The 20,439-nt window shown below is 58.6% G+C and carries 17 protein-coding genes; 6 read left to right on the forward strand and 11 right to left on the reverse strand.

The window, feature by feature from the left end; translation table 11 throughout:
- Positions 1-219: 219 nt before the first annotated feature.
- Together ACP7E0_RS15690 and ACP7E0_RS15695 are read right to left on the reverse strand one after the other, a co-directional pair.
- Entirely contained in the window at positions 220-381 is a 162-nt protein-coding gene (locus ACP7E0_RS15690; protein ID WP_426126079.1) for a helix-turn-helix domain-containing protein, read from the reverse strand.
- A 166-nt stretch (positions 382-547) separates the two neighbouring features.
- Positions 548-1,153 (reverse strand): J domain-containing protein, encoded by a 606-nt coding sequence (locus tag ACP7E0_RS15695; RefSeq protein ID WP_426126080.1) that lies wholly within the window; start codon positions 1,151-1,153, stop codon positions 548-550.
- 314 nt (positions 1,154-1,467) lie between these two features.
- On the opposite strand from ACP7E0_RS15695, the gene ACP7E0_RS15700 reads away from it, so the two are divergent.
- A complete protein-coding gene (locus ACP7E0_RS15700; protein WP_426125969.1) occupies positions 1,468-3,549 on the forward strand; it encodes a carboxy terminal-processing peptidase in 2,082 nt (693 codons plus the stop codon).
- Positions 3,550-3,915: 366 nt separating this feature from the next.
- Here the strand turns inward: ACP7E0_RS15700 and ACP7E0_RS15705 are convergent, their stop codons facing one another.
- From ACP7E0_RS15705 to ACP7E0_RS15730, 6 genes are all read right to left on the reverse strand, one after another.
- Positions 3,916-5,049 (reverse strand): Gfo/Idh/MocA family protein, encoded by a 1,134-nt coding sequence (locus ACP7E0_RS15705; RefSeq protein ID WP_426125970.1) that lies wholly within the window; start codon positions 5,047-5,049, stop codon positions 3,916-3,918.
- A 32-nt stretch (positions 5,050-5,081) separates the two neighbouring features.
- Positions 5,082-6,107 carry an ABC transporter permease gene (locus ACP7E0_RS15710; RefSeq protein ID WP_426125971.1) on the reverse strand — a complete coding sequence of 342 codons (1,026 nt, stop codon included), beginning with the start codon at positions 6,105-6,107 and terminating at the stop codon, positions 5,082-5,084.
- A gap of 40 nt (positions 6,108-6,147) precedes the next feature.
- Positions 6,148-7,686 (reverse strand): sugar ABC transporter ATP-binding protein, encoded by a 1,539-nt coding sequence (locus ACP7E0_RS15715; protein ID WP_426125972.1) that lies wholly within the window; start codon positions 7,684-7,686, stop codon positions 6,148-6,150.
- Positions 7,687-7,837: 151 nt separating this feature from the next.
- On the reverse strand, positions 7,838-8,767 hold the full coding sequence (locus ACP7E0_RS15720) for a sugar ABC transporter substrate-binding protein (RefSeq protein ID WP_426125973.1): 930 nt from the start codon (positions 8,765-8,767) through the stop codon (positions 7,838-7,840).
- Between the two features lie 237 nt (positions 8,768-9,004).
- On the reverse strand, positions 9,005-9,817 hold the full coding sequence (locus ACP7E0_RS15725; protein ID WP_426125974.1) for a TIM barrel protein: 813 nt from the start codon (positions 9,815-9,817) through the stop codon (positions 9,005-9,007).
- A gap of 195 nt (positions 9,818-10,012) precedes the next feature.
- Complete coding sequence (locus ACP7E0_RS15730; protein WP_426125975.1) at positions 10,013-11,044, reverse strand: LacI family DNA-binding transcriptional regulator; 1,032 nt, start codon at positions 11,042-11,044, stop codon at positions 10,013-10,015.
- Positions 11,045-11,205: 161 nt separating this feature from the next.
- On the opposite strand from ACP7E0_RS15730, the gene ACP7E0_RS15735 reads away from it, so the two are divergent.
- From ACP7E0_RS15735 to purU, 5 genes are all read left to right on the forward strand, one after another.
- Positions 11,206-12,291: a fatty acid desaturase family protein gene (locus ACP7E0_RS15735; RefSeq protein ID WP_426125976.1), complete on the forward strand. Its 1,086-nt coding sequence runs from the start codon at positions 11,206-11,208 to the stop codon at positions 12,289-12,291.
- Positions 12,292-12,326: 35 nt separating this feature from the next.
- On the forward strand, positions 12,327-12,641 hold the full coding sequence (locus ACP7E0_RS15740) for a MocE family 2Fe-2S type ferredoxin (protein ID WP_426125977.1): 315 nt from the start codon (positions 12,327-12,329) through the stop codon (positions 12,639-12,641).
- A 12-nt stretch (positions 12,642-12,653) separates the two neighbouring features.
- Positions 12,654-13,880, forward strand: coding sequence for an NAD(P)/FAD-dependent oxidoreductase (locus ACP7E0_RS15745; protein WP_426125978.1), 1,227 nt, complete (start codon positions 12,654-12,656; stop codon positions 13,878-13,880).
- 125 nt (positions 13,881-14,005) lie between these two features.
- Positions 14,006-14,797 (forward strand): 3-methyl-2-oxobutanoate hydroxymethyltransferase, encoded by a 792-nt coding sequence (locus ACP7E0_RS15750; RefSeq protein WP_426125979.1) that lies wholly within the window; start codon positions 14,006-14,008, stop codon positions 14,795-14,797.
- A 78-nt stretch (positions 14,798-14,875) separates the two neighbouring features.
- Complete coding sequence (gene purU, locus ACP7E0_RS15755) at positions 14,876-15,760, forward strand: formyltetrahydrofolate deformylase (RefSeq protein ID WP_426125980.1); 885 nt, start codon at positions 14,876-14,878, stop codon at positions 15,758-15,760.
- A 174-nt stretch (positions 15,761-15,934) separates the two neighbouring features.
- On the opposite strand, the gene ACP7E0_RS15760 is transcribed toward purU, so the two are convergent.
- The 3 genes from ACP7E0_RS15760 to ACP7E0_RS15770 are packed head-to-tail and all read right to left on the reverse strand — an operon-like array spanning position 15,935 to position 20,377.
- Positions 15,935-16,246 carry a hypothetical protein gene (locus ACP7E0_RS15760; protein ID WP_426125981.1) on the reverse strand — a complete coding sequence of 104 codons (312 nt, stop codon included), beginning with the start codon at positions 16,244-16,246 and terminating at the stop codon, positions 15,935-15,937.
- Positions 16,243-17,748, reverse strand: coding sequence for a siroheme synthase CysG (gene cysG / locus ACP7E0_RS15765; RefSeq protein ID WP_426125982.1), 1,506 nt, complete (start codon positions 17,746-17,748; stop codon positions 16,243-16,245). Before cysG ends, ACP7E0_RS15760 begins: the two co-directional genes overlap by 4 nt.
- On the reverse strand, positions 17,720-20,377 hold the full coding sequence (locus ACP7E0_RS15770) for a molybdopterin-dependent oxidoreductase (protein WP_426125983.1): 2,658 nt from the start codon (positions 20,375-20,377) through the stop codon (positions 17,720-17,722). Before ACP7E0_RS15770 ends, cysG begins: the two co-directional genes overlap by 29 nt.
- Between the last annotated feature and the right edge of the window lie 62 nt (positions 20,378-20,439).

Here is a 20,439-nt window from a genome sequence, read left to right on the forward strand (position 1 = left end):
CATCTCGGCACCCGAGCATAGTTCGGCAAAACGGCTTGAGATGAAGTGGTCCCTTCGGACCGGGGCTGTTTGCCGGCATGGGCAACTTAGCCCATGACGTTCGAGAACGGTATGTAACGTGCTCCTGGAGGGAACCCGCACATCGTCTGCAAGCTTGCGAACCACAGCTCCCTGATCTTCCGGGCACCCCAATGCGGTTGTTCTGCTTGCACAAGACAATCATGGCCTCGCATAGCGCACCGGTCGCCGGGAGCGCTGGTTCAGCGCCTCCAGACCGTCAGTCTTGTAGCGATTGAAGATCGTGTAACCGGTTTTACGCGGGATGCCGAACTTTCGGCACAGATTGTCACGCCGTCCCCCTCCAATGACCCGGCGACGCAGAAATCCAGTCTACTGCATCAACACCTCCCGCCAAAAGCGAAAAAGTGTTTACTCATGTCCGCGACGAAACGCCACCTATCTCTCAGGTCGGGCACTTCTCTTGAAAAGGGAGATGGGTAGAAGCTCCCCATGGGATTGTATGGGCTACACAATCAATGAGTGCGCGTCAGCAAAACCCGTTCAGCTTGAGGATCTTGTGTGCCTCGATCGATGCGCGAAGCTCGTCTTCGGAGGTGCGGTTACCTTGGTTGGCGTCGGGATGATGCATTTTGAGCCGTTCTTTATAACGGCTCCGGATTTCCTCCGGGGTCGCCTCCGGCGAAAGACCGAGTGTCTCAAAGGCCTTGGCTTCAAGCACCTTGAGTTTTCGGACTGGGATACCGTTTTTTTGCACCCGGTTCTGTGCATCTCTGCGGGCGTTTAGTGTTTTTGCAGAACCGGAGCGTACAGTGGACGGGATGGGAATTTCGGTTGCTTGCTGGACACGGGTACCAAAGGTCGCACGACTACCGGTCGTCGCTTCCTTTTGGTAGCGGGCGACGTCCGCGTCCGATGGAGCCGTCGTAAAGCTGTAGCCTTTGTTGTAGTCTTTCACGTGCTCAAGACAGAACAACAGATACAGGCCTTCCGCACCCGGGCCGACAGGGGCGCGATGCGTGCCAATCTTTTCGCAGCCATCCCATTGGCATTTCGGACCAGCGGGTTGGCTGGTGGGAGCCGACTTCTTGCGGGTCGATTTAAGGCCGACAAATATTTTCGAATCAAGCGTCATAACGCCTATATGGACGTAGCGTGCCATGACGGCAAGATTTTGTGGACGAATCCATCAGGACTTTTATGAGGTGCGCGGGGCGTCTAGCCCAGATATCAATAATCAGGCATCCTTCCAAGACCGGCCCAGCTGCCTGCCATCGGGGATTTCTACGTCACGCGATCTTGAATTGAGCGAAATAGCGTGGCTCTTCAAAGCAGATGGGCGCGGAGGACCGGTGCATCGAGGCAGCGCATCCCTTCGATTGCCAAAGAACCATAATTGTTCCACCAACGTCACTCGTCAATGACACGACATTAAGAATTGGAAGCTGAATGCGTATACATTACCGCTTGCTTGGCATCTTCCTGGCAATCGCACCATCCGCATATGCTCTGGAAACCGAATCGCTGCCCGTTTTGGCGCCACTACAGCAACAGGCGCAAGCCGCTCGCTTGAGCGCGCAATTTCTGACGCGTTTCGGCTACAGGCCCATAGCGCTTGACGATGCCTTGTCAGCCAAGATCATGACCCGCTTCATCAAGTCCCTGGATCCAGACCGAACGCTGTTTCTGCAGGGGGACATCGATAAATTCATGGCTGACAGCGCAAAGATTGACGATGCCATTAAACGGGAAGACCTGCGGATCCCGTTTTCGATTTTCAACGTCTATGAGCAGCGCGTTGCCGGCCGGATGGACTATGCGCGCACCTTGCTCAAACAGAACTTCGATTTCAGTGTGCAGGAAGCTTATTCCTTGTTGCGCGACGAAGCCCCTTGGCCGCAATCTGAAGCCGAAAGCGATGATCTCTGGCGAAAACGTGTCAAAGGCGACTGGCTGCGGCTGAAGCTGGCGGGCAAAACGGACGCGATCATTCGCGATACGCTCGACAAACGCTATCAAAACTCCTTCGAGCGCGCTTTCAAGTACAAGAGCGACGATGTTTTCCAGTCCTTCATGGGTGCCTATACGACGTCGGTTGATCCGCACACAGACTATTTCGGCGCAAGGGCTTCAGCTGAGTTCGATATTTCCATGAAGCTTTCGCTGGTTGGTATCGGTGCGGTCTTGCAGGAGCGGGATGACTACACGACGATCCGTGAACTCGTGCCAGGTGGCCCGGCGCAATTGTCGGGCAAGCTTACGGTCGGTGACCGCATCACCGGTGTCGGTCAAGGCGAGGACGGCCCGGTAAAGGAAGTGGTGGGCATGCGCCTCGATGAAATCGTGCAAATGATACGGGGGAAAAAAGGTTCTGTCGTACGTTTGGACATTTTGCCAGCGGATGTCGGGCCAGATGGCAGCCACCGCATCATCAGGCTGACGCGCGATAAGATAAGCCTCGAAAAGCAGGCTGCCAAGAAAACCACCCTTTCCATAAAGGATGGCGGGGCGACGCGCAAAATCGGCGTGATTACGTTGCCGGCGTTTTATGAAGATTTCGAAGCGCGGCGAAAAGGCGACCCGGATTATCGAAGTGCCAGCCGTGATGTTGGCAAGCTTCTCGGCGAACTGAAGCAAGACGACGTCGATGGTGTTGTAATTGATTTACGCAACAACGGCGGCGGTTCGTTGACCGAGGCGATTGAATTGACAGGTCTGTTCCTCGGAAAAGGTCCCGTGGTTCAGCAACGCGGTGCCAACGGCAGGGTAGAGGTCGAAAGCAATGATCGTCCAGTGCCCGCCTGGACTGGTCCGGTTGGTGTTTTGATCAATCGCGGTTCTGCGTCGGCTTCCGAAATTTTTGCAGCAGCGATACAAGACTACGGCCGTGGTGTGATCATCGGCGAACCCAGTTTCGGCAAAGGCACCGTGCAAACCGTGGTTGATCTTGACAAGGCGGCCAACAACAGCAAACCGAAATTCGGCCAGCTGAAATTGACGATTGCCCAGTTTTTCCGTGTTAACGGCGGAACGACGCAGCTGCACGGCGTCACGCCTGATATCAGCTTGCCGGGCCTTTCCGATACGAAGAGCTTTGGTGAAGCGAGTTATGACAACGCTTTGCCGTGGAAACAGATCAAGCCAGCGAAATATGCGCCTACCGGTGATTTGGCGGCTTTGCTGCCGCAACTGCAAAAGCGTCATGATGCTCGGGTGCGAAACGATGGGGATTTCCAACGCTTTGTGGAAGACATCGCCGAACTGAAAGCGCAGCGCGAGAAAGGCGTCATCTCTCTCAATCTAACCGAACGTCGAAATGAATTGGCTGCTCAGGCAACTCGTCTCAAGGCACGCGCGCAGATAAACGATGGGATGGACCTTGGTGAAGATGACGGGCTGCAAGCAAACGAGCGCAGCCTGAGCGCTGATATTGCAATCGAAAATGCCCGCAAGAATGCAAAAGATGTTTTGCTCAATGAAGCCGCCGCCATTCTTGCCGATGAAGCGGATTTGCAGGAAGGGATGCAATAGGCAGCCACTCAACAATTGGGAAAATCGGGCGGAACATTGGCCAATTGCGGTAGGCGCTTGGCATTCAGCATGTCATGAAAACATAGGCAAGCATACCCAATGTAATCTCCCACGGATGTGGAGTTTCTCCAGCCTCTGCCCGGCCAAACGGCGCCTCCCCAATGCAGGCGCCTTCGCGTTCCCGAAACCGTATGTTCGAACGCAGGATCAAATCTTCAGCGCAGAATGATCATTTACCTACATGGGTTTTTGAAAAAAAAGCGGCTACGGCATGGCAAAGCCTGCCTGGGTGCCCAAGGCTTTCCAGTCTGCGTAGGAGCAGAGTTGGTGCGAAGCCTATGTGGTACTTGACCGCAGGGCTCTTCTTCAGAGGTGATTTGCACCCTCGTCGACCTCGATCCAGGCTCTTTCATCAAACGATCGCGCCATGGCATGGACGGACTGCTCGATGCGCAAGCCCTGCCTGAAATCGATCGCCGAAAATGGCTCGCCCTCGATGGCGCGGATCAGTTCGTGGCACTCGATGATTTTCAGGTCATTGAAGCCGAGGCCATGACCGGGCGCCGGGATGAAGTGACCGTATGGTGCATGAGAGGGTGCTGTCAGGACGCGCCGAAAGCCTTGTTCGGTGGTATTGCCGTCGGCCTGATAGAGTTCGAACTCGTTCATGCGTTCCTGATCGTAAAGGATCGAGCCCTTGGATCCATAGATCTGCAGCGCGATGCGGCCTTTTCGGCCCCAGGCAGCGCGGTTTGCCATGAGCACAGCGGAGATACCGTTGTCGAGCCGCATGAGGATATTGACGCCATCATGGTTTTCCACTGCCCGGCGGCCACCATCCTTCAAGGGACGGTCGGCATAGGGTTTCGTCATGTCGGCAATGACCGAACGGACATGGCCGAAAAGATACCAGAGCAGTGACAGGGGATGCACCGCGAAATCATCCAGTGCGCCATAGCCCGCCGAACGTTCGCTCTTCCAGTAGAAGGCCGCCTCGGGATCGGCCATGAAATCCTCGTCCATCTCGACACGGACGTGGTTGACGGCGCCGATCGCACCTTCATCGATCAGCGTCTTCATGTGGCGCAGGACCGGGTTCTGAATATAGTTGTAGCCCATGATGGCAACCCTGCCGGAAGCCTCGACCGCCTTTAGCATGCGTTGAGCGTCGGGAAATGCAGGCGACATCGGCTTTTCGCACCAGACGTGTTTTCCGGCTTCGAGGGCTGCAATGGCCATCTCGGCGTGGAATTGGTTGGGCGTGGTGACCGAGACGACATCGACGTCCGGATTGTCGATGAGCCGGCGCCAGTCAGCCGTTGCCTTTTCAAAGCCGAACTCGTCGGCGCGCACGGTGGCAAGCTCCGCATTGGCTTCCGCCAGATGCACCAGCCTTGGGCGGGCGACGTCGCCGAAGACCGTTTTTACCGCGTTCCAGGCCAGTGCATGGCACTTGCCCATGTATCCCGTACCGATCAAGCCGACGCCCAATGGTTTCATATCGATTACCCTCGTCACCTGTATTGTGTCCGTCAGACCGTCTTGCGCTTTTTCTGCCTGTAGACATCGACCACGACCGCGGCGACAATAATCATGCCTTTGACGATTTCCTGGTAATAGGCATCGACCCGCAGGAAGGTGAAGCCGGAGGTCATGACGCCGAGGATCACGGTGCCGATGACCGTGCCAGTGATCCGCCCGACGCCGCCGGCAAGCGACGTGCCGCCGATGACGGTTGCCGCAATCGCATCAAGTTCGTACATCACACCCATGCCGGCCTGTGCCGTCTGTGCGCGGGCAGCGGTCACCACGCCGGCGAGACCTGCCAGCATGCCAGCGATTGCGTAAACCTTGATCAGATGCGCTTCGACATTGATGCCGGAGACGCGGGCAGCCTGGACATTGGCGCCGATCGCATAGGTGAACTTGCCGTAGCGGGTATATCGCAGGGCGATATGGAAGATGAGAGCGACGACGAGGAAGACGATGACTGGCCAGATGCCGGTGCCGATAAAGTTGAACTGGTCGGTCAGACCGGAAACGGGCTGTCCCTTGGTGTACCATTTCGACAGGCCACGTGCCGACACCATCATACCCAAAGTAGCGATGAAAGGCGGTATCTTCGTCTTTGCGATCAGCCAGCCATTGATGAGGCCGGCCAGCAAGCCGACACAGAGCCCAAGGGTGATAGGGACGATGGCCGGAAGATCGGTCAATGCAGGGTAGAGCGCGCGCGGCCAGGTCGAGGCCTGTGCCACGCTGGCGGCAATCATCGCTGTCACGCCGACAACAGAGCCGGAGGACAGATCGATACCGCCGGTGATGATGACCTGCGTGACGCCGACTGCAATAATGCCGATGACCGCCACCTGCAGGATCATGATCGTCAGGCGTTGGGGGTTCATCAGGAAGCTTTGGCCGATGAAGATCCAGCCAAGTACTTCATACACCAGCGCGATGCCGATCAGCACCAGGAAGATGTTGAATTCCGGCGGGATGCGCCGCTTGCTGGCTGGCGGCGATGCCGTTGCGGCCGAAGCCTCGATCTTGGTGCTCATTTGCTGTGTCCTCCCTGATGGTATTTCTAAAAGCGCGCCATCACTGCGCTGCAAGTTCCATGACTTTGACCTGGGTCGCTTCGGCCCGGTCGAGGAAACCCGTGACCCGGCCTTCGTGCATCACCATGACGCGGTCGCTCATGCCGAGAACTTCGGGCATTTCCGACGAAATCATGATGACGGCGACGCCGTCCCTGGCGAGTTCGGTTACCAGCCGGTGGATTTCCGCCTTGGCGCCGACGTCTATGCCGCGTGTCGGCTCGTCGAGTATGAGGATGCGCGGATTGGTCAAAAGCCAGCGGCCGATCAGCGCCTTCTGCTGGTTGCCGCCCGAAAGGTTCTCAATGCGCTCCTGCAGATTCGGGGTTTTTACCCGTAGCTTGCGGGCCATTTCCTCGCATTTGGCTGAGACGGCCTTCTGATCGACAAAGCCCATCTTGACGAACTTGTCCTGCAGCACCGCAATCTGCATGTTTTCCAGGACATCAAGGATCAGCAGGCAGCCGGTGTCCTTGCGATCTTCCGTGAGGAAAGCCATGCGGTTGCGGATGGCTTGCGTCGGTGAACCGATCTTCAACGCCTTGCCGTTGATCTCAATCGTTCCGGAGCTTGCCGGCGTCACGCCGAACAGCGTTTCCGCCACATTCGAGCGACCAGAGCCGACAAGGCCCGCAACGCCGAGGATTTCGCCGGCGCGCACATCGAACGATACATCGTGGAAGACATCTTTCAGACAGAGGTCCTTCACCGAGAGTACGACATCGCCGATCGGAACGTCTTCCTTCGGGAACATCTGAGTGATTTCGCGGCCGACCATCATCTTGATGATGTCGTCGCGGGTCACGTCCGTGGAGGCATGTGTACCGATATATTTTCCGTCTCGGAACACCGAGAACTCGTCGGCGATCTCAAACAGCTCGTTCATCTTGTGGGTAATGTAGACGATGCCGATACCCTGGCTGCGCAGGTCGCGGATGATGGTGAAGAGGTGGGCGACTTCACGCTCGGTCAGCGCCGATGTCGGCTCGTCCATGATCAGGACGTCGGATTCGTAGGATACCGCCTTGGCAATCTCGACCATCTGGCGATTGGCGATCGATAGGTCACGCACCTCGGCTTGCGGATCAAGCGCAATGTTCAGGCGCTTGAAAAGGTCCGCCGTTTTCCGGTTCATTTCGCCATGATCGACAAAGCCGAACCGGGTGAGGGGTTCGCGGCGGATCCAGATGTTTTCTGCGACCGTCATGAACGGCATCAGGTTGAGTTCCTGATGGATCATGGCGATACCGTTTTCGAGCGCATCCAGCGGCGATTTCAGCCGGATATCGACACCCTTGAATTTCACCTCGCCTTTGTCGGGCGTGTAGATGCCGGCAAGGATCTTCATCAACGTCGATTTGCCGGCGCCGTTTTCGCCCATCAGCGCGTGCACCGTGCCGCGCTTCAGGCGGAAGGACACATCATCGAGCGCGACGACGCCTGGAAACTCCTTGCGAACGCCTTCGACGGCGAGAAGATATTCGGCTTTGGGTACGGCGCCACTGGCACGTACCGCCGCCATTGTTGTCGGACTGACCATTGTGGTGATGCCTCCCTGTCGCCTTTCTGGCCGGGACCTGCGCCTTGAGGCAGCAAGGTCTCCTCATAGTCTTCGTTGCAGGCGCAATGCACCCGTGATCAACGAAACCGGGCAATCCGGGGCGCGGATAAGCGCGCCCCGGTGTTCAGGCTCAGTTCTTCGCCTGATAGTCCTTGAGGTTGGCCGGGGTGACAAGTTCGAAAGGAATATAGACTTTCTTTTCGACCGTTTCGCCGCGCGCGAACTTCAGGGCGGCGTCAAGCGCACCCTTGCCTTGACCGGCGGCGTTCTGGAACACCGTCACATCGAGATCACCCGCTGCCATGGCGGCAAGCGCGTCCTGTGTCGCATCGACGCCGCCGATAACGACCTTGTCCATCGGACGGCCGGCAGCTTTGAGCGCCTGAATGGCGCCAATCGCCATTTCGTCGTTGTTGGCGATGACGGCATCGAATTCGAGACCAGCCGAAAGCCAGTTGGTCATCAGGTCGGCGCCCTGGGTACGCGACCAGTTTGCGGTCTGCTCTTCAACGATGGTGATGCCCTTGCAGGCGTCAGTTGCCAAAACGTCGTGGATGTCTTTGGTGCGCATGCGCGCCGCCTGGTTGGAAAGCTCGCCCATCATGACGACGGCCTTACCCTTGCCGCCCAGCAGCTTGCAAACTTCCTGGGTTTCGAGCGTGCCGGACTCAACTTCGTTGGATGCAACGAATGCCTGCTTTTCCGGGAGCGCGTCGATGTTGATCGGTTCGCGGTTGACGTAAACCAGCGGAATGCCCGCATCGGCGGCAATCTTCGACATCGCGGCGGTCGCATCGGTATCGACCGGGTTGACGACAATGGCATCGACGCCGGCGGCAATGAAGTTCTGGATCTGGCTCTGCTGCTTGGCAACGTCGTTCTGCGCGTCTTCAACCTGCAGCGTGACGCCGTCGAGCGTCTTGGCATAATCCTGCATGCCGTTGCGCAGAACGGTCAGGAAGTTATCGTCGAACAGTGCCATCGAAACGCCGACGGTTTCGGCATGTGCCGCTGTCGACATCATCACAGCCAGGGCCGCGCTCATAATCATTTTCTTCATGATGTAGTTCCTCCACAAAACGGTGACCGGCGACCACCCTCCACAAGCCGGAGGCACCCCGTTCCCGGTGGTGCCCAATTCCCGTAACCCGCCTCTCCCAGGCGGGTCTTGCATCAAAACAGAATAAACAAACCGCAGTGATGTCAATACGGAATATGTATTCCATTTTATCCATTCATCGTCAAGGGCGTTTCAACCGATAATCGAGCCAACGCACGAGATAGAACGTGCCTGAAATCATGCCGTGGCCGAGAGGTAGCCCATGCTCTGGCTGACGGCGGCCTTGACATTGGCAGATTGATGCACGGCCGGGGAGAACGGCTCGAAAGAAAAAAGCCCGTCATAGCCGCCTTCCCGGAGCTTCCGGACCTGACCGGTATTGTCCAGACGGTCGGCGGCGTCGACGAGGATACGATGCGGATCGCGCATGTCGTTCACCGCAACACCCGGATCGGCAACGCCGGATATGTGGACCAGACCCGTCATTTCCGGATGGATTTTTTCTTCTCCTGCGAGATGATGATGGAACGTATCGTGCACGACCTTGAACGTTCCTTTGCCGCCGATTGCCCGAATGCCTTCGACGGCTTCGGTTTTGGAACGCAAGGAGCAGATTTCGAAACCGAGCGGTTCGACGAGGCCTGTTATCCCGGCCTTCTCAAGCATCGGCTTTAACGCAGTCAGCGCCTGTTGAAGATTGGCTTGCCGCTCGCCATCCTTTTGGCCACTGCCATCATTGACGGGAACGAGAACCAGCGCGTGGGCGCCACAGTCCAGGGCATAGGTGATGAGGTCCTGCGCCTCGCTCGCACGCTCATCGGTCCACTCGTTGAACCGTTGTAGGGCATTGATCGAGATGATCGTTTGTCCGTGCTTCTCGGCGAGCGCCTTGACTGCCGCAGCAGGTGTTCCGTCAATGATGGCGTTGCCGGCCAGGTCGTTGCGGATTTCAACGGCGGAAATGCCGAGCGATGTGGCGAGTGCAAAGAATTCGTCCAGCGGCAATGCTGGGGCGGTCATGTGGTTGAGGGCAAATGAAAGGGTCGTCACGGATGTTCCTCCTGCAAATGAATTCGAAAGGAAAGATGCCCAGCACGCGGAATTCATGCACCGGACACACGGTCTTTCGGGAGGAGAGCATCAGCTTATGCGGGTCTAGTCAAAGAGGAAGGCGTCGACTTCTCTTGCATTGCTGAAAGAATTCATCATCGAAATGACGTTATTCTATCATTCTGGCAAAGCACACTAGATGTTTTCAGGCGTGAATATATCAAATGGAAGGAAAGTCTGGCCTGGCACGCCGGCAACGCCACGGTCGATTGCACCCACCATCAGGGCGACGAGCTCGCGCGTCAGATCGGCAACGGGTGTCGATATCGCCATGGTCACGATATCGTCGGCGAGGGCAGCACGCGATTCAGGCGTCAGTTCGTTGACCACAACAAGAAGCTTTCCCGCCAGGTTTTCTTCGGCGACGGCTGAAATCGCGCCCTCCATACCCCCGCCACAGACGTAGAATCCAACGAGATCGGGATGGCGCTGCAGCAGGTTCAGCGTCGCCTCATGGGTGATCTCGGCTGTTTCCAGATTGACCAGCGTGTCCAGAACTTCGAACTCAGGAGCGTTTTCGCGAAAATAAGACCGAAAGCCGATTTCGCGCAGTTCGTGCCCGTGGAAACGATGGCTGCCGACGAAAACGGCCACCTTTCCCGGTTTTCGCGCCGCCTTGGAGATCATCCAAGCTGCAGTACGCCCTGCTTTCCGGTTGTTGAGCCCGACATACCCCTCGCGTACACCCGTGGCGAAATCAGACAGAAGCGAGAAGACGGGAATGCCGCGTTCCTTCAGTTCCTCGACGGCCGTCGTTACGGCTGGATAATCCGGCCCCACAAGCGCGATTGCCTGATTTCGCGCGCCCATGCTTTTCAGCTTTTCCGTGATGGCAGTTGGCGTCGAGCTTGCGGCAAAATCAATCTGCGGCGTCACGCGGATACCCGGGGCGGTGAGGGCTGCGTTTTCAATTTCCTTCGCCAAGGTTTGATAGAAGAACTGGTTCGGCTTCTGCAGAATAAAGCCCAGCCGGTATTGCGGCAGATCCTCAAACACCCGCTGACGTAGCAGGCCAACGGCATGGTAGCCGATCGATTTGGCCGCCTCATAAACCCGGCGCGCGGTCTCTTCGCGTACACGGTGACGGCCATTCAGGACACGGTCCACCGTCGCCACGCTGACATTGGCTGCCCTGGCGAGATCGGTAATGGTTGGTCGTCCGGTCATGCCCACTCCTGAGGTATTCTTGCATTCCATCATTGCATGGTTGATGTCTTTTGATAGAATATATCAAGGCTGCATTGAGCCCCGGACAAAGTCAACCTATCCTCATGATCACAGAACAGCACAACGGCATCCTGTGCCGGAATGGGGTCAGGGAGGATCAGATGGACAGGGTTGTTACAAAACGCGATTACAGTCTGCTTGGGCGCGATAGCCGGGCTGCTGTCGAAAGCGGGCTGGCTGCCGCTGAATGGTATCATACCGACATTCCCCGCAAGCAGATGAAGGAGCTGATGAAGCGCGAGGACGGTCCCGCCATCCGCGATACGGCCCTCTGGCTCGGCAGCATGATCGTCACCGGCGCGCTCGGCATCTATTTCTGGGGCTCCTGGTGGTGCGTGCCGTTCTTCCTGATCTACGGCGTGATGTACGGCTCGGCTTCAGATTCGCGCTGGCATGAATGCGGTCATGGCACAGCGTTCAAAACGCGCTGGTTGAACGATGCTGTCTACCAGATCGCCTGCTTCATGATCATGCGCAACCCTGTTACGTGGCGCTGGAGCCATACACGGCACCACACGGATACCGTCATCGTCGGGCGTGATCCGGAAATCGCCGTCATGCGCCCGCCGGATCTGTTTCGCCTTGTGCTCAACTTCTTCGGCATTCTGGATGCCGGCTACGGCATGATGGACATGGTCCGCAACGCGTTCGGCGTTATCAGCGATGCAGAGAAGACGTTTATTCCCGAGCAGGAGCAACCGCGTGTGGTTATCGTCGCGCGGATATGGTTGGCGATCTACGCCGCGACCATTGCACTCGCCATTTGCATGGGGTCGATCCTGCCCTTGATGCTGATCGGCTTGCCACGTCTTTACGGCGCTTGGCACCACGTCATGACTGGCCTTCTACAGCATGGCGGACTTGCCGATAACGTGATTGATCACCGGCTGAACAGCCGAAGTGTCTACATGAACCCCTTCAGCCGGTTCGTATATTGGAACATGAATTACCACGTCGAACATCACATGTTCCCGATGGTCCCCTACCACGCGCTCCCGCAGCTGCATGAAATGATCAAGCACGACTTGCCGGCGCCGAACAGGTCGATGCTTGAAGGGTATCGTGAGATGATACCGGCCTTTCTACGCCAGCTCAAGAACGAGGATTATTTTCTCAAGCGCGAATTGCCGGCAACAGCCAAGCCTTACCGCGAAGAGTTTCATGCAGACCAGATCGCCGCCGAATAGGCCGGTACGGATACAAAATTGAAACGGAGGAGACGATGAGCAATTGGGTGGAAGTCTGCGCGACGGATGAGATCGACGAAGAGGACGTCATGCGTTTCGATCACGAGGGCAGGACGTTTGCGATCTATCGTAGCCCCGACGACAAGTTCTTTGCGACGGATGGTCTTTGTACGCATGAAAAGATCCATCTGGCGGACGGATTGGTGATGGACGACATCATCGAATGTCCAAAGCACAACGGCCGATTCAACTACAAGACCGGCGAAGCCAAGGGTGCTCCCGTCTGCGTCAACCTGAAGACCTATCCGGTCAAGGTTGAGGCAGGTACCGTCCTTATTTCCTTTTCGTGAGAAGAGCTTCCCATGTCACATATCGTCATCATCGGCGCGGGAGAATGTGGCGCGCGCGCCGCTTTCGCCCTCCGCGAAAAGAGTTTCGACGGCCAGATCACGCTGGTGGGCGCAGAAGAGCACCTGCCTTATGAACGGCCGCCTTTATCGAAGGACGCTTTGCTGCACGGCCACGAGCCAAAATTTGTGTCAGAGGCTACCCGCTATACGGACGCGGGCATCCAGGTGCTGACCGGCATCAGCGTCGAAAGCCTCGACTCGGCCGGAAAATCAGTCCGGCTTTCCAATGGCGACAAGCTGGCCTACGACCGGCTGTTGCTTGCAACCGGCGCGAGGCCGCGGCCCTTTCCCGGTCTCGCCGGGGCGAGCGACCGGATCAAGACATTGCGAACCCATCAGGACGCAGTCAGCATTCGCGCGGCGCTGCAGCCGGGCAAGCATCTTGCCGTCATTGGGGGCGGGTTCATCGGCCTGGAGCTCGCCGCAACCGCGCGCAAGCTCGGTGCACAGGTGACGCTGGTCGAGGGGCTTCCCCGTATTTTGACGCGCGGCGTACCGGAACCCGTGGCAACCGTCATTGCCGAACGGCATCGGGCGGAAGGCGTTGAAATTCTCTGCGGCACCAAGATTCAAGGTTTGACGGAAGGACGTGATAGCGCCAGCATTCTTCTGGAGGACGGGCGAACCATCAATGCTGATATGATCGTGGTGGGCATTGGTGCCATTCCGAATGTTGAGCTTGCCCGTGATGCCGGGCTTGCGATCGACAACGGCATTGCGGTTGATCGGTACTTGAGAACATCCGCCCCGGATATCTATGCGGCCGGAGACTGCTGCTCTTTTCCCTTGGCCCATTACGACGGCCGGCGTCTGCGGCTGGAAGCGTGGCGCAACGCACATGACCAAGGCAATCTTGCCGCAGGCAACCTGATGGGTGGCGAAGAGGCGATATCGGCGGTGCCGTGGTTCTGGTCTGATCAGTACGACCTCACCCTGCAGATCGCCGGGATGGCGGATGGCGCTCCGCAGACGGTGCGCCGGGATATGGCAGACGGCGCCTTCATTCTGTTTCATCTGGCCGCCGATGGCCGCCTGCTTGCCGCAAGCGGCATAGGTACCGGCAATGCTGTTGCCCGCGATATTCGTCTTGCCGAAATGATGATCGCGGCTGGTGTTCGTCCGGATCCGGTGGCGCTTTCAACCCCCGGAACAAAGCTGAAGTCCTTGCTGGCTGCCTGAAAATAGGCTCACCAAAATAGTCTTGAAACGCCACTGCCACGCACCGGGGTTTCCTTCAAAAGACAACAAAACCACACAATGCGGCGACCAATGTCACGCCGGCCGCACCAATGGGAGAGAGACCGATGAAGAACCGCCGTCCTACCGTGGCCGACCTTTTGTCGATGAAGGGCAAACGCCAGTTGAGCATGCTGCGTGTTGAAACACTGGATGAGGCTGAAGCTGCGGAGAGGGCGGGTGTCGATCTCGTCTCCGTGCCCCCTCAACTGCTCGGCTCTGTGTTTCGCGAAGCAGCACCTTCGGTATTCGCTTTCCCAGGCCTTGAGTATGGCGATCTGATCACGGCAGACGATTACATCAGGGCAGCGTTCAAGGCGCTGCGCGCAGGCGGCGATGCCGTCTATTGCGCGGCAAGCCTGCAAACTGTCCGCCGTATGCGTGACGAGGGCATTCCCGTCTGCGGCCATGTCGGCCTGATCCCTTCAAAGGCGACATGGACCGGCGGTTTCCGTGCTGTTGGAAAGACCTCGGTCAGCGCATTGGAAATCTGGCGCCAGACAAAGGCGCTCGAGGAAGCCGGAGCCTTTTGCGCCGAGATCGAGGTCGTGCCGGGGGAGGTCGCGGCGGCGATCAGTGAGCGGACGTCGATGCTGATGCTCTCCATGGGCGCCGGCACAGGGTGCGATGCGCAATATCTCTTTGCCGACGATGTGCTCGGCGCCAACAAGGGCCATGTTCCGCGCCATGCGAAGATCTATCGCAATTTCGCCGCTGAATATGATCGCCTGCAGCAGGAACGGACCGCAGCCTTTTCCGAGTTCGTCGCCGACGTCAAATCTGGCGCCTATCCTGCAAAGGCCCATCTGGTCGGCATCGATCCCACCGAACTGGCAGAATTCCTGAAATCCATGGCCTGAATTCCGGGCAATGACGAAAATTCTAAGTTCCAACACGCTAACCTCGCTGAGAGGTGCGCCAAGAAAGCCAAACTACCGATGAAGAGCTACGTTCTGACCGTATCGTGCAAATCCACCCGTGGCATCGTCGCGGCGATTACCGGCTATCTGGCCGACGAGGGCTGTTACATCACCGACAGCTCGCAGTTTGACGACATGGAAACCGGCCTGTTCTTCATGCGCCTGACCTTCATCAGCCAGGAAGGTGCGACACTCGACACGCTGAAGGCCGGGTTTGAGGCGGTAAAGACCCGCTTTGGCATGGAAGCCGATATCCTCGATAGCGAGCACCGAATGAAGGTGCTCTTGATGGTGTCGCGCTTTGGTCATTGCCTCAACGACCTGCTCTACCGCTGGAAGATCGGCGCGCTACCGATCGAGATCGTCGGCGTCGTTTCCAACCATTTCGAATACCAGAAGGTCGTCGTCAATCACGACATCCCGTTCCACCATATCCCGGTCACCAAGGCCAACAAGCCGCAGGCGGAGGCCCGAATCATGGACGTGGTGGAGCAGACCGGCACCGAACTGATCGTGCTTGCCCGCTACATGCAGATCCTGTCGGATCAGATGTGCCAGAAAATGTCGGGCAAGATCATCAACATCCACCACTCGTTCCTGCCATCCTTCAAGGGTGCCAACCCGTACAAGCAGGCCTATGAGCGCGGCGTCAAGCTGATCGGTGCAACGGCGCATTATGTTACTGCCGATCTCGACGAAGGCCCGATCATCGAGCAGGACATTGCCCGCATCACCCATGCCCAGTCGGCCGAGGATTATGTCTCGATCGGCCGCGACGTGGAAAGCCAGGTGCTGGCGCGCGCCGTGCACGCCCATATCCACCACCGCACCTTCATCAACGGCAACCGCACTGTGGTGTTTCCGGCAAGCCCGGGGTCCTATGCGTCCGAGCGCATGGGCTGAGACAGGCGGTCTCCGGTTACTGATCGTGCCCCAGAGGTGATTGCCATTTTCCCCTGCGATTCCAAAATTGGCAAAGGATCAACGCGGCAACGCCACCGGCAATGGACGTGCAGGGTGGAATTTTCAGCGTTATCCCGCCGGCCGGGCCACCGAGCATCCTACAATTCGGACCGGCTACAGGGGGTTCAGATGCAGATAAAGTGATAGGCTTGCGACTGAGACCGGGAGGCCAAGTATCGGATTCAGAGTTTTGGCGGTCGAAGCTGCTAACACCAGACCAAGTACCACCGTGCTTATCGCAAGACCCATATCGCTTTGCGCAAAGGATAAGCCAATTGCCGACAAATTCACTGCTGCCGCAATCGTGAGCCGGGGCGACAACAGATCGCCATGGTTGGTCTCGCTCGAGAATATTTTTGCACATCCCACCCAGCTCAGGCCGATAGCAAGACTGAGTAAGACCACGTGTATGAGATCCAGCATCATTGCACCCCCCACCTTTCGTCCGGAAGGGCTATCGCGACGCTTTGCAGTTGTGAAATCCCGCTCTCGGTCCTTTGGGATAACGTCGCCTGGGCAAAGACGGTGCCGATACCTATCAGGACTGGGTCGTCAGGCCCAACGACCTCCATGGCTTTCGGCAGGTCGTCAATCGCGCCCAGCCAACGCGTCTCATTGATACGTGTGATCGCACTCATCACGACTACCGGGGTCTTCCTATCCATTCCCGCCGCCAGAAGCCGCTCGCGGATCTGGTTGGCGGTGCGGCCGCCCATATAGAAAATCGTCGTGGTTTGCTGTTCGGCGAGAACTTGCCAATCCAGGTTCGTGGGCAGATCGCCGGAACGGGCGTGACCGGTGACCAACCGGACGGCTTGTGCATGGTCCTGATGCGTCAATGAAACGCCTAGCCGGGCAGCCATGGCACAGGCGGCGGTGATTCCAGGTACGACGTCCACGGGAATGCCTTCCTTCGCCAGGTGGGCGATTTCCTCTCCGGCACGGCCGAAGATCATCGGGTCGCCGGACTTGAGACGAACGACATGCTTTCCGGCCTTGGCGAGCGAAATCATCATGGCATTGATGTCTTCCTGCTTGCAGCTTGTCCGGCCGCCGCGTTTTCCGACCAGCAACCGCTTGGCCTCGCGGCGGGCGAGTTCCAGCACCTCGTCGGAAACCAGATCGTCGAACAGGATGACGTCGGCCCCCTGCAGCGCGCGCACCGCTTTCAGCGTCAGGAGTTCCGCATCACCGGGGCCTGCTCCCACGAGGGTTACACGGCCGGTGGAAGCCTTCGCCATGGCCTCGAAACGGCCGGCCTCCGAGAGAAGATTGCCCTCGGTATCGTTCCCGGGTGCCGGGCCGAAAGCGCGATTGACGAAACCTTCCCAGAAGGCGCGACGTGGCGCGCCGGGGCTTAACCGGGCATTGACTTTTTCACGGACGGCATGCGCCAGTGCCGCCCAGGATTTTAGCGATGGCGGCAAAAGCGTCTCAATACGGCGGCGGATCGCCTGGGCTAGGATGGGGGCCGCGCCATCGGTCGAAATTGCGACGATCACAGGCGAGCGGTTGACGATCGAGCCGAACTGGAACTGGCAGTATTTCGGGTTGTCTATGACGTTGACTGGCACGCCTGCTCCGCAGGCTGCCTCGTAGAACGTGGCGGCCGCCTCGTCATCTTCGCAATCGGCAACGGCGATAGCCGCGCCTTCGAACGATGCAGGCGACCATTGCTTCCGGTGATGAAAGAACCGGTCATCGTGATTGATGAGGTTGGCAAACGTCTCGCTCAATTCTTCCGCGTAGACCTGGATCTCGGCTCCGCAAGCGGCGAGAAGTTCCGCCTTCCAGGCTGCGGCGTCGGACCCGCCTGCGATGATCGCGCGTTTTCCTTCGAGCGCCCAAAAGACCGGGAGTTTAGCAAGCGGAGCCATGCGGGCAGGGCGGGCGTTCCAGTCACTCGGCTGCAGCTGCAAGACATCCATCGATGATCCCCCTGATCTCGGCGCGGCAGGAGCCGCAATTGGTTCCCGCTTTCACTTCCTTGCCGACAGCCTCGACGCTGTGGCAACCGCCGCGCACCGCAGCGACGATCTGATTGATGCCGACGCTGAGGCAGGAGCAGACGGTGGCGCCCGGATCCATGCGTCCGGCGCTCGGGCGTCCGGCGACGACGGCGAACCGTTTGGCCATTTCGGTATGCTGGACAGTCAATTGCTCGATCGCCCAGTTGCGCGCGACCGCGACAGGGCGGCGGGCGAGGAAGAACGCGGCAAGCAATCTGTCACCGTCGAAGAAGGCTAGGCGTATGTCACCGGTCTGGGCATCGGCGTAGCCGAGCGGCTCGATATGGTCGGGTATGCTGAGATGGGTTCGGCACCATTCCGTCCAGTCTTCGGGCGCGGGATCGAACGCCAGTTCCAGACGCCAGCCGCCGTCGGCCTTTGCCAGGGCCCAGTAAATGGTATTGAGCCCCTGCGGCTTGGCGGCCGAGACCGCAAAGCCATAGCTTGCAACCTTCAGCGGCCGGGCAGCGACGGCAACGTTCTTCGATGCCGGCTGGCCGGAAAGGGGGTCGGTGATCGGCGCGACGACGGCGTCGATACGGGCTTTTGCGGCGAACTGATCGTTCCAGTGCATCGGCACGAACAGGCTACCACGCGCCTGGCGGTCGGTGACGAGGGCACGAGCGACGGCCTTGCCATAGGGGCTTTCGATCTCGACGAGGCCGGCGGTGGCGATACCGATTTCCATGGCGTCACGCGGATGGATTTCGGCAAAGGGCTCGGCGATATGGGCAGAGAGGCGAGCGCTTTTGCCGGTCCGTGTCATCGTGTGCCACTGGTCGCGAATGCGGCCGGTGTTGAGCGTCAGCGGGAATTTGGTCCTCGTCCGGTCCGAGACGGGAGCGCTGACGGGAACGAAACGCGCCTTGCGGTCGGAATGGAAGAACCCGCCGTCGCTGAAGAACCGCGTTACGCGTGGTTCTGCACCTTCCGGCTGGGGCCATTGAAAAGGGTCCAGCGCATCGTAGGTCGCTTCTTCGATCTGCTTGTGCGCACCGATATCGAAACCGCGGCTGCCGTTGTTTTCGAAGGCGGACAGGGCGGCGTGCTCGGCAAAGACCTCTGCTGCGGATGGAAACGAGAATTCGTCTGCAAAGCCCATGCGGCGCCCGACTTCGGCCATCTGCCACCAGTCGGCCTTCGCTTCGCCGGGTGGAGTGAGGAAAGCGCGCTGGCGGGAGATGCGGCGCTCGGAATTGGTCACCGTGCCGTCCTTCTCGCCCCACCCCCGGGATGGCAGAAGTACATGGGCGTATTTCGTCGTGTCGGTTTGCAGAAGGACGTCGGACACGACGACGAAGGGGCAGGCGGCGATCGCGGCCGCGACAGCATCTGCGTCGGGCATCGAGACGACCGGGTTGGTGGCCATGATCCAGAGTGCCTTGATGCGGCCGTCGGCAACAGCGCGGAACATGTCGACGGCTTTCAGTCCAGGCTTGCGGGCAACACCAGGGGATCGCCAGAAACGCTGGACGCGGTCGCAGTCCTCGGCATTCTCGATCCCCATGTGGGCGGCGAGCATATTGGCAAGACCGCCGACCTCGCGTCCACCCATGGCATTCGGCTGGCCGGTCAGCGAGAAAGGACCCATGCCCGGACGGCCGATGCGGCCCGTCGCCAGATGACAGTTGAGGATGGCGTTGACCTTGTCGGTGCCGGAGGCGGACTGGTTGACACCCTGACTATAGCAGGTAACGACCTTGTCGGTATCTTCAAAAAGTCGGAAGAACTGGCGCAACTGCATGGAGGGCAGGCCGGTCAGTTCCATCAGATCGGCGCTGTCGAGGGCCGACGCGGCGGCGAAGGCTTCTGCAAAACCGTTGGTGTGCATGCCTATATAGTTCTGGTCGATGGCAGACGTGCCGGCAAGATGAGCCAACAGGCCCATGAACAGAGCGACGTCGCCATCCGGACGGATGGCCAGATGCAGGTCGGCCATATCGGCCGTCATCGTCCGGCGCGGGTCGATGACGACGACTTTCAGGGAAGGGCGGGCTGCCTTGGCGGCGGCGAGCCGCTGGTGGATGACAGGATGGCACCAGGCCAAGTTGGAGCCGGTCAGGATGACCAGATCGGCAAGCTCGATGTCCTCGTAAATACCCGGAACGGTATCGGAACCGAAAGCGCGGCGATGACCGGCGACCGAGGATGACATGCAAAGGCGTGAATTGGTGTCGATATTGGCCGAACCGACAAAACCCTTCATCAGCTTGTTGGCGACGTAGTAATCCTCCGTCAGCAACTGTCCCGAGACGTAAAAAGCCACCGAATCCGGGCCATGTTCGGCGATGGTTTCAGAAAAACGGGAGGCGACAAGATTGAGCGCCTTGTCCCAACTCGTGCGTTGCCCGTCGATCTGCGGGTAAAGAACACGTCCGTCGAGATCGATGGTTTCCGCCAGAGCCGAGCCCTTGGAACACAGTCGCCCGAAATTGGACGGATGATCCGGATCACCCTTGACGCTGACCGTGCCGTTGTCGTCGGTTTTTGCGATGACGCCGCAGCCGACACCGCAGTAGGGGCAGGTGGTTTTCGTTTCAGCAGACATCAGCGTGTCCCCCGGTATCCCAATGACCAAGGCTGTCACCCCCCTTTGTCAGCCGTGCTGAA

The sequence above is a fragment of the Pararhizobium sp. PWRC1-1 genome (assembly GCF_049897905.1).
GTDB lineage: Bacteria > Pseudomonadota > Alphaproteobacteria > Rhizobiales > Rhizobiaceae > Pararhizobium.

Bases quoted from the DNA above. Each gene is read 5' to 3' on its own strand.
- ACP7E0_RS15695 (WP_426126080.1), bottom strand. From the start codon at position 1,153: ATGACGCTTGATTCGAAAATATTTGTCGGCCTTAAATCGACCCGCAAG.
- ACP7E0_RS15700 (WP_426125969.1), top strand. From the start codon at position 1,468: ATGCGTATACATTACCGCTTGCTTGGCATCTTCCTGGCAATCGCACCA.
- ACP7E0_RS15705 (WP_426125970.1), bottom strand. From the start codon at position 5,049: ATGAAACCATTGGGCGTCGGCTTGATCGGTACGGGATACATGGGCAAG.
- ACP7E0_RS15710 (WP_426125971.1), bottom strand. From the start codon at position 6,107: ATGAGCACCAAGATCGAGGCTTCGGCCGCAACGGCATCGCCGCCAGCC.
- ACP7E0_RS15715 (WP_426125972.1), bottom strand. From the start codon at position 7,686: ATGGTCAGTCCGACAACAATGGCGGCGGTACGTGCCAGTGGCGCCGTA.
- ACP7E0_RS15720 (WP_426125973.1), bottom strand. From the start codon at position 8,767: ATGAAGAAAATGATTATGAGCGCGGCCCTGGCTGTGATGATGTCGACA.
- ACP7E0_RS15730 (WP_426125975.1), bottom strand. From the start codon at position 11,044: ATGACCGGACGACCAACCATTACCGATCTCGCCAGGGCAGCCAATGTC.
- ACP7E0_RS15735 (WP_426125976.1), top strand. From the start codon at position 11,206: ATGGACAGGGTTGTTACAAAACGCGATTACAGTCTGCTTGGGCGCGAT.
- ACP7E0_RS15740 (WP_426125977.1), top strand. From the start codon at position 12,327: ATGAGCAATTGGGTGGAAGTCTGCGCGACGGATGAGATCGACGAAGAG.
- ACP7E0_RS15745 (WP_426125978.1), top strand. From the start codon at position 12,654: ATGTCACATATCGTCATCATCGGCGCGGGAGAATGTGGCGCGCGCGCC.
- ACP7E0_RS15750 (WP_426125979.1), top strand. From the start codon at position 14,006: ATGAAGAACCGCCGTCCTACCGTGGCCGACCTTTTGTCGATGAAGGGC.
- purU (WP_426125980.1), top strand. From the start codon at position 14,876: ATGAAGAGCTACGTTCTGACCGTATCGTGCAAATCCACCCGTGGCATC.
- ACP7E0_RS15760 (WP_426125981.1), bottom strand. From the start codon at position 16,246: ATGATGCTGGATCTCATACACGTGGTCTTACTCAGTCTTGCTATCGGC.
- cysG (WP_426125982.1), bottom strand. From the start codon at position 17,748: ATGGATGTCTTGCAGCTGCAGCCGAGTGACTGGAACGCCCGCCCTGCC.
- ACP7E0_RS15770 (WP_426125983.1), bottom strand. From the start codon at position 20,377: ATGTCTGCTGAAACGAAAACCACCTGCCCCTACTGCGGTGTCGGCTGC.